This is a genomic window from Paraburkholderia graminis, assembly GCF_003330785.1.
Lineage (GTDB): Bacteria > Pseudomonadota > Gammaproteobacteria > Burkholderiales > Burkholderiaceae > Paraburkholderia > Paraburkholderia graminis.
Window position 1 is genome coordinate 1909475 of sequence record NZ_CP024934.1, and the last position, 11836, is coordinate 1921310.

The 11836-nt window shown below is 65.9% G+C and carries 7 protein-coding genes; 2 read left to right on the plus strand and 5 right to left on the minus strand.

The window, feature by feature from the left end; genetic code table 11:
• Nucleotides 1-145 precede the first annotated feature (145 nt).
• The gene (locus CUJ91_RS08550; protein ID WP_006048947.1) at nt 146-487 is read right to left on the minus strand and encodes a hypothetical protein; all 342 of its coding nucleotides are present in this window, start codon (nt 485-487) and stop codon (nt 146-148) included.
• 116 nt (nt 488-603) lie between these two features.
• Nucleotides 604-1350 (minus strand): arylesterase, encoded by a 747-nt coding sequence (locus CUJ91_RS08555; protein ID WP_053858070.1) that lies wholly within the window; start codon nt 1348-1350, stop codon nt 604-606.
• Here CUJ91_RS08555 and CUJ91_RS08560 point away from each other — a divergent pair.
• Nucleotides 1349-2035 (plus strand): ABC transporter ATP-binding protein, encoded by a 687-nt coding sequence (locus CUJ91_RS08560; protein WP_029968371.1) that lies wholly within the window; start codon nt 1349-1351, stop codon nt 2033-2035. The two genes, CUJ91_RS08555 and CUJ91_RS08560, sit on opposite strands and share 2 nt — an antisense overlap.
• A gap of 178 nt (nt 2036-2213) precedes the next feature.
• On the opposite strand, the gene pgi is transcribed toward CUJ91_RS08560, so the two are convergent.
• The 3 genes from pgi to CUJ91_RS08575 form a co-directional block, all read right to left on the minus strand.
• Complete coding sequence (gene pgi, locus CUJ91_RS08565) at nt 2214-3836, minus strand: glucose-6-phosphate isomerase (protein ID WP_114156101.1); 1623 nt, start codon at nt 3834-3836, stop codon at nt 2214-2216.
• A gap of 343 nt (nt 3837-4179) precedes the next feature.
• Nucleotides 4180-5766, minus strand: coding sequence for an NAD(P)H-hydrate dehydratase (locus CUJ91_RS08570; protein WP_114156102.1), 1587 nt, complete (start codon nt 5764-5766; stop codon nt 4180-4182).
• Nucleotides 5767-6001: 235 nt separating this feature from the next.
• On the minus strand, nt 6002-7309 hold the full coding sequence (locus tag CUJ91_RS08575; RefSeq protein WP_114156103.1) for an FAD-dependent oxidoreductase: 1308 nt from the start codon (nt 7307-7309) through the stop codon (nt 6002-6004).
• 350 nt (nt 7310-7659) lie between these two features.
• Between CUJ91_RS08575 and purL the strand changes: the two genes are divergently transcribed.
• Nucleotides 7660-11754 (plus strand): phosphoribosylformylglycinamidine synthase, encoded by a 4095-nt coding sequence (gene purL / locus CUJ91_RS08580; protein ID WP_114156104.1) that lies wholly within the window; start codon nt 7660-7662, stop codon nt 11752-11754.
• Nucleotides 11755-11836: the final 82 nt, after the last annotated feature.

Here is an 11836-nt window from a genome sequence, read left to right on the forward strand (position 1 = left end):
GCAGCCTGTTAGTCAGCAGCACGCAAATGCAAAAAGCCCCGCAACCGCGGGGCTTTTTGCATTTCGCGACACTTTTCATTCGACAAGCTTCATTCGACAACTGAGCGCTCGTCAAACGATCCTGGCGCTGGTCAGCGCCTCGCGATTACAGGCACGAACTGATCGCGCCGGTGGCGTCGCTGCCTGCTGCGCCGTTTGCGCGGAAGCCGACCCACGAACCCTTGCCGGAGTATGAAGGACGCACGACAGCGGCCGCGCCGTTCGGCGGCTGCTGGCCAGGCACATACACGTCGACGGCCTGATCGTTAGCGAGCGTGTCTTGCGACACGACCTGCTGCTGCGAGCCGTCCGCCCACTTTTGCGCGATGCAGGTCGCCACGGCCTTCGGCGGTTGCTGGCTTTGTCCAACGGATTGGACGCCAGCCGGCGGTTGAGCGGCGCAGGCAGAAATTGCCACGGTCAAAGCGATTAACGGTAGGTATTTCACGTTATCTCCTCAGAAGTCGCTCAGAATCGAGCCGGGTACACGGGATTGCGAAGCGTGAGATAGAGCGCGCCGATCCGTGTTCCCGTGATGTCGGACACAAGTTGCTAGCCGCCTGCCTAGCGCGGCGAACTTGCACGAAGGAGTGGCTTCACAGCAGGCCACACGTTGTTCAGTAGCACTGGCTGTGCCTGCTGCGTCGGATGAATCTGGTCCGCCTGGAACATATCGGGCTTGTCGGCAATGCCGGCGAGCAGAAACGGCACCAGCGGCACGCGCAGTTGCTTCGCGAGCTGGCCATAGATGCCGTGGAACTTTTGCGTATAGTCGGGGCCGTAGTTAGGCGGCACGTACATGCCCACGAGCACGACTTTCGCGTGACCTTGCTGCGCCTCTTCGATGATCGTGCGCAGGTTCGCTTCGGTCGTGGCGAGCGGCACGCCGCGCAACGCGTCGTTCGCACCCAGTTCCACGATCACAATGCTGGGCTTCAAACGCTGCATGAGCGCCGGCAAGCGGGCTCGTCCGCCGCTTGTCGTGTCGCCGCTGATGCTGGCGTTGGCAACGCTATAATCGATTCGCTCTTCGGTCAGGCGCTGGCGCAGCAACGCAACCCAGCCCGTATCGCGGGGCAGGCCGTATTCGGCGGAGATGCTGTCGCCCAATACGACGATCACCGGCCTGGCCGCTTCGGGCGCATTCGGTGCGTTGGCTGCGTTGGGTACATTAGCCGCGCGAACAGCGAAACTCGCCGATAGCAAGGCCGCGGCCAATACGACCGGGCCGATTACCACTGAGCTCGTTGCCGGAATAATGGCGTTGGCGCAACGCCTGATGGCGCGCACTTTCAACCTACGCCTCACCATGCTAAACAAAACTGATCCAGTCATTGAAGTGCGGGGTTTGTGCAAGAAGGTTAAGGATGCAACGGGCGAACTGACCATTCTCGACAACATCGACCTGGCTATCCAGGCCGGCAGCAGTGTCGCGATAGTCGGCGCGTCTGGGTCGGGCAAGTCTACGCTGCTCGGCCTGCTCGCAGGATTGGACAGCGCAAGCGCCGGCTCGGTTCGTCTGCTCGGCCGCGAGCTGACGACATTGAACGAAGACGAGCGCGCGGCACTGCGCAGCGGCTCGGTCGGCTTCGTGTTCCAGTCGTTCCAGTTGATGCCGCATTTGACCGCGCTCGAAAACGTCACGTTGCCGCTCGAACTGCAAGGCGGTATCGGCACCCGCGAGGCCGCGCTGCGCGCGCGCCGGCTGCTCGAGCAAGTCGGCCTCGGACAGCGCACCGGTCATTATCCGAAGCTGCTGTCGGGCGGCGAACAGCAACGCGTCGCACTGGCGCGCGCGTTCGTCACGCACCCGGCCATTCTCTTCGCCGATGAACCGACCGGCAGTCTCGATGCCGCGACCGGCCACGCGGTGATCGACCTGATGTTCGAGATGAATCGCGCGAATGGCGCAACGCTGATTCTCGTCACGCACGACGTCGAACTGGCGCGTCGCTGCGATACGACAGTGACGATCGAAGCGGGGCGTCTGGCGTGAGCGAGGTGGAGGACGCACGGTTAACACCGCGCCCATCAGCGAGCTACAACCAGTAAGCGCGACACATGCCGTTAGGTCGAAAAAAAGCGGGCCGCTAAAGGCCCGCTTTCTACTTCACCCGGCACAGCGCATATCCGACACGCCGGCCGCAAGCATCTATTCGACCAGCGCACGAACATCAGCGCTTCAAAGCCGCCCGCGCCCTTGCGATCAACGCCGACGTCGACGAATCATGTTTCTTTTCGTCGACGCTTGCCGCGGTGAGATCGGCTTCAACCACCTTGCCGAGAATCTTGCCCAGCTCGACGCCCCATTGATCGAACGGATTGATGTTCCACACCGACGCCTGCACCAGCACCTTGTGTTCGTACAGCGCGATCAACGCACCGAGTGAACGCGCGGTGAGCGCATCGAGAATCAGCGTGCTGGTCGGACGGTTGCCCGGGAACACGAGGTGCGGCGCGAGCTCCGGCTTGTCCGGACCGGCGACCTTTTTCGCTTCTTCGAACGTGCGGCCGAGCATCAGCGCTTCGCTTTGCGCGAAGCAGTTGGCGAGCAGCTTCGCGTGATGATTGACGAGCGGATGCTCAGGCGTCAGCACGGCGACGAAGTCGATCGGCACAATGGTCGGACCTTGATGCAGCATCTGGAAGAACGCATGCTGGCCGTTCGTGCCCGGCTCGCCCCACGTCACGGCGGAGGTCGGATAGTCGACCATCGCGCCATCCAGACGCGCCGACTTGCCGTTGCTCTCCATCTCCAGTTGCTGAAGATACGAAGGCAGGTAGTGCAGCGCTTCCGAATACGGCGCGACGAGATAGCTCTGCGAGCCGAAGAAATTGCGATACCAGATGCCGATCATGCCGAGCAGCACGGGCAGATTCTTTTCGAGCGGCGCGGTGCGGAAATGTTCGTCCATGTCGTTGGCGCCCGCGAGCAGCTCGCCGAACTGCTGCGGTCCGACCGCGATCATGATCGACAGACCGACTGCCGACCACAGCGAATAGCGGCCGCCCACCCAGTCCCACATCTCGAACACGTTCTCTTGCGCAATGCCGAACTTGACCACTTCCGAAGGGTTCGCCGATACGCCGACGAAGTGCTTCGCGAGCGCGTTTTCCGGGCAGCCTTTCTCGATGAACCAGTCGCGCAGCGAGCGCGCGTTCGTCATGGTTTCGAGCGTGGTGAAGGTCTTCGAAACGATGATGGCGAGCGTCTCTTCGGGATCGATCTGCTGCATCACGTTGTAGAGATCCGCGCCGTCCACATTCGACACGAAGTGCGTGGCGATCTCGGGCGTAGCCAGATGATGCAGCGCGTGCACGACCATTTTCGGCCCGAGGTCCGAGCCGCCGATGCCGATGTTCACCACGTGGCGAATGCGCTTGCCCGTGTAGCCGGTCCATGCGCCGCTGCGCACCTGGTCGGCGAACGCGGCCATCTTGGCGCGCTCGGCTTGCACCTGCGCGTGGAACGGCGCGCTCGGGCTGCTTGCGCGCAGCGCGGTGTGGAGCGCCGCGCGGCCTTCGGTCGGATTGACGACTTCGCCCGCGAACATCGCGTCGCGGCGCTTTTCGACGCCCGCTTCGCGGGCGAGTTGCACGAGCAGCTTCAGCGTGTCGTCGGTGATGCGGTTCTTCGAGAAGTCGGCCGCGAGACCGCCGCCGGCGAACGCAAAGCGTTCGGCGCGCGTGGGCGCGGGATCGTTCTCGGGGGCGAACCAGTCGCGCAGGTGTGCATTGCGAATCTGCTCGTAATGCGTTTGCAGCGAGGACCAGGAGGGGAGCGAGTTCTGGGTCATAGCGTCCGTCTAACCAGGGGCACGAAGAAAGGCGCGCGCGAAGCGCCGCCAGGGATGATGCAACGATGCTGTTAGAGCGAGACCGCACGGCCGCGTTCGTGGTGAAATTTCAGAAGCTGCGGCACCATGCAGCGCTTCGCCGCGGTTCGTGGAATCCATCGCGATTCGCGAGGCACTGCATGCGACACGCGGCGAACATAATCGCTTAGCGCGGTCTATCTACACAGTGGGTCACGCAGTCACTCAGTATAGCGGCGTTGCGTGACAGGCGGCAGGGCTTTAGCCACCCGGTATAGGACGCCTCTTGCCGCACGCGGCGCAATGCCGCTCAGCGCGCCATCACTCATGATTGCGTCGACGGATAGAACATGCGGTTCATCAGGCTGCGCACCATCGGCGCGAGTTCGCCCGCCGTCAATCCGGCAGGGCCATGACCTTGCGCGGTGAGCGTGTCGGCGGCCAGTCCGTGCAGATAGACGCCCGCGAGCGCCGCTTCGTAGCCCGGCAGGCGTTGCGCGAGCAAGGCGCCGATGATGCCGCCGAGCACGTCGCCGGTGCCGCCCGTCGCGAGCGCGGCATTGCCGGTCGGATTGATCGTGAGACGGCCGTCGGGCGCGGCGATCACCGTGCCCGTTCCCTTCAGCACCACCACGCTCGCGAAGCGCGCAGCGAGCGCGCGCGCCGCGCCGAGGCGGTCGCGCTGCACGCCGGCGGCATCGGTGCCGAGCAGGCGCGCGGCTTCGAGCGGATGCGGCGTGAGCACGCACGGATCGCCTTCGACGCCGCGCGCGGTGACGGCCGCGGCCAACGCGGCGTCGTTCGAAATCAGATTGAGCGCGTCGGCGTCGAGGAGCTTCGGCACGTCGAGTTGCAGCACGTCGCGCAGCACGCGCGTGGCGCGCTCGCCGTGGCCCATGCCGCAGCCCACCGCCAGCGCGTCCATTTTGTCGAGCGGCAGATCGTCGACGGCATGCAGCATCAGTTCGGGATGCGGCGGGTCGTAGGGCGGGGCGCCCGCGCCGAGCAGCGCGACGTGGACCTTGCCCGCGCCGCAGAAAAGCGCGGCGCGCGATGCCAGAATCGGCGCGCCGCACATGCCGGTGTCGCCGCCGACCACCGCGAGACTGCCGAACGTGCCCTTGTTGGTCGCGAAGTCGCGCGGCGGCAGGAACGTCGCGAACAGTTCCGGCGCGTTCAGCCGAACCGAGGCGCGCGCCGTGCTGTCGATGCCGATCGGCGCGACCGTCACCGCGCCGGCAAGATCGCGGCCCTGCGCGGTGAAAAGACCCGGCTTCCCGGCGATGAACGTGACGGTGTGCGTCGCGCGCACCGCGGCTTCGCCGTCGTCGACGATCGTGCCGGTGTCGCTGTCGAGACCGCTCGGCACGTCGAGCGCCAGCACGCCGCCGCCATGCGGCCGGGCCCGCGTGCGCTGCGAAAGCCGGCGCGCGATGTCGGCGAACACCCCTTCCAGTGGGCGCGCGAGGCCAATGCCGAACATGCCGTCGACAAGCCACGTGTACCCATCGAACGAAGCAGGCGGCGCCTGGGTGATCGAGACGCCGTTCGCGCGCGCCGTGTCGAGCGCCCAGCGGGCGTCGTCCGGTTTCACTTCGACGGGCATGCACAGTTCCGTGGCGATGCCCGCCTTGTGCAGTTGCGTCGCGAGAATCAGCGCGTCGCCGCCGTTGTTGCCGGGGCCGGCGATCAGCCAGACGCGCTGGCGGGATTTTTCCGTCGACGTGTCGCGCGTGATCTGTTCGCGCAGGAAGCTGGCGGCCGCCTTGCCGGCGCGGTCCATCAGCGTGTGCGCGGGCAGCGACGCCGCGGCTTGCGTTTCGGCGATCCGCAGATCGGTCAGCGTGAGCAGCGGCAGCGCGCGGTTTTGCGGGCGGATCAGCGTCGGCGGCGTGAGGTCGGCATCGGTCATGGCGAGAACAGGGCGAGCACCTTGAGTCAGGCGCGAGAGCTTCTGGAATCGCTATGGTAGTGCCGATGGACGCGCCGCGTGGCAGTTTGGCGAGGCGAGATGAGACGAGGCGAGATGAAGTGAGATGAGGCGAGCTGGTCTGCGGCCATGCAAAGCGCCGGCGGCACTGCTAGCGCTGGCCGGGCGCGAACGGCATTCGCAAAACCGTGGCTACGTCCCACCGCCCGCGCAGCGCTTAAACCCCTTGCCCGAACCGCTCGGCCCGCAACGCGGCGAGCGTTTCCGCCGGGAGATCCGGCGTCTTGCCCGAGATCAGATCCGCGACCAGCTTGCCCGCTCCGCAGGCGACGCCCCAGCCCGCGGGGCCATGCCCGACATTGACGAAGAGCCGCGGATGCAGCGCATTGCCGACCACGGGCAGTCCGTCCGGCGACAACAGCTTGACGCCTTCCCACGGCAGGGCCGCCGAGATGCGCGCGGCGCCGGGAATCCAGTCATGCGTGGCCTGGCCGAGCAGCGCGAGCGCTTCCTTGGTCAGCGCCTCGCCAAGCGGCTTCTCGAGCTGGTTGGCGGCTTGCAGGACCGCGCCGCCGGCAATCCGCAAACGGTGATTCATGCGGCTGATCGTGATGCGCTTGACCGCATCGACGATGGCCACGTGCGGCGCGCACTCCTCATGCGCGATTGGTGCGACCAGCGTGTGAATGCGCAGCGGATAGAGCGGCAAGCGCAAGCCGAGGCGCTCGAGCAGCGCGAGACTGCCTTGACCGGCGGCGACCACAACGGCGTCCGCGTGAATCACGTCGACTTCGCGCGAACGGGAAGTTTCGCCCGGCCGCGGCGCAAGTTCGACCGCCGCGCGCTGGCCGTCGAGGCGGATCGACGACACCTCGCAGCCGAGCATGAACTGCACGCCGCCCTGGTTGTCGAGCGTCTGCTTGATGAGCTTGGTGAAGAGCGGACAATTGGCGGTTCGTTCGTGATCGAACACCACGCCGCCCGCGAATTCCGGCTCGGTGCGCACCGAGTGCTCGTAGGCCGCGCATTCCGCGGGAGTGAGCACGCGATGCGGCACATGGTGAAGCGCCAGCAGACCGAGCGCGGGCTGCAACTGCTGCCACTCCTGCGCGGAGCGCACCAGATAGAGCAGGCCGCTTGCCTGTTCGAACTCGTAGCCAAAGCGCGCTTCCATGTCCGCCATCGCCTCGCGCGAGGACTCGATGAGCGGCCGCAGCATCTCGTACTGATGACCGAACTCGTCCGGCTCCTGCAACGCGGCGAGCTTCTTCACGAACTGGCGCGCCGGGCCGCTGAAGCCGGGCTTGCTGATCACGCCGTTTTTCGCGTTCTGGCGGCTTGCCATGAAGGTCGGGCCGAACCAGACGTCGAGCGGCGTCGGCAGGACCGTGCCGCCGTGACCATAGGTGGCGCCCTGCGCGACGGTGGCGTGGCGCTCCACGACGCATACCCGGTGGCCGGCCGCGCGTAGCTGATAAGCGGTGGCGACGCCAGCAATCCCGCCGCCAATGACGATGACATCCATTGTTCTGATTCGATTTGCCGGGGCGAGGCGCCGAGGCGTGACATGCGGCGCGGCCGCACCTCGCGCGCAGCCATGACGTCCGGAACGAAGTCCGGCGCGGCTCGCGACGTGAGGCCGGCGCAAGGCCACGCCTTGCTCGCACCGATCTGATGAAAGGGCGAATGATAGCAGTCAACGACCGCGCGCGGCGCGCCGGAGCATGGCCGAGAGCGCCTCGCGGAGCGCGGGCGAGCCCACGTCGCAGGCCGCTGGAAGCCCGTTCCCGGGGTATAATCCCGGACTTCCTTTCCGCCTCATGTCGCCATCACGCGCGACTCTTCGGCATCATTGAGCGACGCAACGTCAAGTCCATGGCCCACTTCTCGTGTTTCCCCGGCGCTTCGGCCCTTTCCGATTTCCGTCAAACCCGCCTGCTCGAAACGCTCACGCGCATCGACCCGAACATCACGGGCGTGCGCGGACAATACCTGCACTTCGTCAACGCGCACGCTCCGCTTTCCGCTGAAGACACCGCGAAAATCGAGGCGCTGATGCACTACGGCCATCCGCTCGAAGAAGTCAAAGAGCGCGGCGCCGCAGAGACGTTCCTCGTCGTGCCGCGCTTCGGCACAGTGTCGCCGTGGGCGAGCAAGGCAACCGACATCGCGCATCTGTGCGGGCTCACGCAGGTGCGCCGCATCGAGCGCGGCGTCGAGTACACGGTCACGCTGAAAAGCGGGCTGCTCGGCGGCAAGAAGGCGCTCTCCGACGAAGCCCGTGAGGCCGTCGCCGCCGCGTTGCACGACCGCATGACCGAGAGCGTCGCGCCGTCGCGCGATTACGCGCTGCATCTGTTCGACGAACTGCCGGCCAGGCCGCTGCAAACCGTCGACGTGCTGGGCCAGGGCCGCGGCGCGCTGGAAACCGCGAACACGGAACTGGGCCTCGCGCTCGCCGACGACGAAATCGACTACCTGGTCGACGCCTTCACGAAACTCGGCCGCAATCCGACCGACGTCGAACTGATGATGTTCGCGCAGGCCAACAGCGAGCACTGCCGTCACAAGATTTTCAACGCGGAATGGACCATCGACGGCGAGAAGCAGGACATCTCGCTCTTCAACATGATCCGCAATACCGAGAAGCTCAATCCGCAAGGCACGATCGTCGCGTATTCGGACAACTCGGCGATCATGGCGGGCGGCATGGCCGAGCGCTGGTTCCCGCGCACGCCGGAGCAGCTCGGCGAGAACGAATTGCCCGAGCACTATCGCCGCAGCGTCGAACTCACGCACACGCTGATGAAGGTCGAAACGCACAATCACCCGACCGCGATTTCGCCGTTCCCCGGCGCCGCGACCGGCGCGGGCGGTGAAATCCGCGACGAAGGCGCGACGGGCCGCGGCGCGCGTCCGAAGGCCGGGCTCGCGGGCTTCACGGTGTCGAACCTGGAATTGCCCGACGCCGTCGAGGCATGGGAAAACGCGCGCGACGTCGCCGAGCCGCTCGCGCATCGCAATCCGAACAATAAGTACGAAGCGTATGGCCGCCCGGACCGTATCGCGTCGCCGCTGCAAATCATGATCGACGGACCGCTCGGCGGCGCCGCGTTCAACAACGAATTCGGCCGGCCCAATCTGGGCGGCTATTTCCGTGCTTACGAGCAGAACGTGGCGGGCCTCGTGCGCGGCTATCACAAGCCGATCATGATCGCGGGCGGCATCGGCAATATCTCGGATCAGCACACGCACAAGCACGACTTGCCGGAAGGCTCACTGCTGATTCAGATCGGCGGCCCCGGCATGCGTATCGGCATGGGCGGCGGCGCGGCGAGTTCGATGGCGACGGGCACGAACACAGCCGAACTCGACTTCGACTCGGTTCAGCGCGGCAACCCGGAAATCGAGCGGCGCGCGCAGGAAGTCATCAACGCGTGCTGGCAACTCGGCGACAAGAATCCGATTCTGAGCATTCACGACGTGGGCGCGGGCGGTTTGTCGAACGCGTTTCCGGAAGTCGTCGACGGAGCGGGCAAGGGCGCGCTGTTCGATCTGCGCAAGATTCAGCTCGAGGAAAGCGGTTTGTCGCCGCGCGAAATCTGGTCGAACGAGGCGCAAGAGCGTTATGTGCTCGCCATTGCGCTGTCAGATTTGCCGGCCTTCCAGGCTATGTGCGAGCGCGAACGCTGCCCGTTCGCCGTGATCGGCACGGCCACGGCCGAGCGTCAACTGAAGCTGATCGATCCTGAACTGAAGGACGACAACGCGCATCAACCGGTCGACATGCCGATGGAAGTGCTGCTCGGCAAGGCGCCGCGCATGCATCGCGACGTCAAGCGCGTCGAGTCCAAACTGCAAGCCGTCGATGTGACCGGCATCGCGCTCTCCGAAGTCGCGGTCAGCGTGCTGCGTCATCCGACGGTCGCAAGCAAGTCATTCCTCATCACCATCGGCGACCGTTCGGTGGGCGGCACGACCGCGCGCGACCAGATGGTCGGCCCGTGGCAGGTGCCGGTCGCGGACGTCGCGATCACGACGATGGACTACGCGGGCTTCCGCGGCGAAGCCATGACAATGGCCGAGCGTACGCCGCTCGCCGTCATCAACGCGCCGGCGTCGGGCCGCATGGCGGTTGGCGAGGCGATCACGAATATCGCAGCGGCGCCGATTGCGTCGCTCGACAAGCTGAAGCTGTCGGCGAACTGGATGGCCGCGTGCGGCGCGCCGGGCGAAGACGCGGCGCTCTACGACACGGTCAAGGCGATCGGCATGGAATTGTGCCCGGCGCTCGGCATCAGCATTCCGGTCGGCAAAGACTCGCTGTCCATGCGCACGAAATGGGAAGACCGCGGCGTCGCGAAGGAAGTGGTCGCGCCGGTGTCGCTCATCATTTCGGCGTTCGCGCCCGTCGAAGACGTGCGCCGGCATCTCACGCCGCAACTGCGTCGCGCGAGCGGTGCCGACGGCGTCGGCGACTCGGTGCTGATCGCGATCGACCTCGGCCGCGGCAAGCATCGGCTGGGCGGCAGTATCCTCGCGCAGGTCACGCAGCAGATCGGCGATACGGTGCCGGACGTCGACGAGCCCGAAGACATCAAGCGCTTCTTCAACGCGATCCAGTCGCTGAACAGCGACGGCAAGCTGCTCGCTTACCACGACCGCTCCGACGGTGGCCTGTGGGCGACGGTCTGCGAAATGGCGTTCGCGGGTCACGTCGGCGTGTCGCTGAACGTCGACATGCTGGTGCTCGACCCGCATCACGAGTCCGATTACGGCGACGCCAAAGACTGGGCGAAGCAGACGAGCGGCCGCCGCGAAGACCGCACGATCCGCGCGCTTTTCAACGAAGAACTCGGCGCGGTGGTGCAGGTGCGCGCAGCCGACCGCGACGTGGTGCTCGCCGCGTTGCGCGAACATGGCCTCGCGGCCTGCTCGCATGTGATCGGCAAGATCAACGACCGCGACGTCATCGAAATTTATCGCGATGCGAAGAAGGTCTACGAAGCGCCGCGCGTCGAACTGCATCGCGCGTGGAGCGAGGTGAGCTGGCGCATTTCGCGTCTGCGCGACAACCCGGCTTGTGCCGACGCCGAATACGACACGCTGCTCGACGCCGCCGATCCGGGCATCACGCCGGTGCTGACGTTCGATCCCGCCGAAGACGTCGCCGCGCCGTACGTCGGCAAGAGCGCGCGTCCGCGTGTGGCGATCCTGCGCGAGCAGGGCGTGAACTCGCACCTGGAAACCGCCTATGCGTTCGACCGCGCCGGTTTCGATGCGCACGACGTGCACATGAGCGACCTGCTCGCGGGACGTGCGAACCTCGCTGACTTTGCCGGCGCGGTTGCGTGCGGCGGCTTCTCGTACGGCGACACGCTCGGCGCGGGCGAAGGCTGGGCGAAGGCGATCCGCTTCAACGCGCAGCTCGCCGACATGTTCGCGGCGTTCTTCGGCCGCGCGGACACCTTCGCGCTCGGCATCTGCAACGGCTGCCAGATGATGAGCAGCCTCGCGTCGATGATTCCGGGCGCCGAAGCCTGGCCGAAGTTCACGCGCAACAAGTCGGAGAAATTCGAAGCGCGCTTTTCGCTCGTGCAGGTCGAGGCTTCGCCGTCGATTTTCTTCACCGGCATGGAAGGCTCGCGTATTCCGGTCGCGGTCGCGCACGGCGAGGGTTACGCGGACTTCTCGCAGCAGGGCGATGCGTCGAAGGTCGCGGTGGCAATGCGTTATATCGATCACCGCGGTCAGGCGACCGAGCAGTATCCGTTCAACCCGAACGGTTCGCCGGACGGCATCACATCGGTCACGACGCCGGACGGCCGCTTCACGGTACTGATGCCGCACACCGAGCGCGTGCACCGCGCGGTGCAGATGAGCTGGCATCCGGAAGGCTGGGGCGAGGGCGCCACCGACGCAAGCCCGTGGCTGCGCGTGTTCCAGAACGCACGGCGCTGGTTGGGCTGATCGCCTGGAGCGTAGCCGGTAGAGCCGTAGAACAGGCTGCCGCGTTTTTCGCGGCAGCCTGTTCCGCTGCGCCGAGCCGCAG

What these genes read in the sequence shown, in the direction of transcription:
- CUJ91_RS08560 (WP_029968371.1), top strand. Translation starts at nt 1,349, where the DNA reads ATGCTAAACAAAACTGATCCAGTCATTGAAGTGCGGGGTTTGTGCAAG.
- purL (WP_114156104.1), top strand. Translation starts at nt 7,660, where the DNA reads ATGGCCCACTTCTCGTGTTTCCCCGGCGCTTCGGCCCTTTCCGATTTC.
- pgi (WP_114156101.1), bottom strand. Translation starts at nt 3,836, where the DNA reads ATGACCCAGAACTCGCTCCCCTCCTGGTCCTCGCTGCAAACGCATTAC.
- CUJ91_RS08570 (WP_114156102.1), bottom strand. Translation starts at nt 5,766, where the DNA reads ATGACCGATGCCGACCTCACGCCGCCGACGCTGATCCGCCCGCAAAAC.
- CUJ91_RS08555 (WP_053858070.1), bottom strand. Translation starts at nt 1,350, where the DNA reads ATGGTGAGGCGTAGGTTGAAAGTGCGCGCCATCAGGCGTTGCGCCAAC.
- CUJ91_RS08575 (WP_114156103.1), bottom strand. Translation starts at nt 7,309, where the DNA reads ATGGATGTCATCGTCATTGGCGGCGGGATTGCTGGCGTCGCCACCGCT.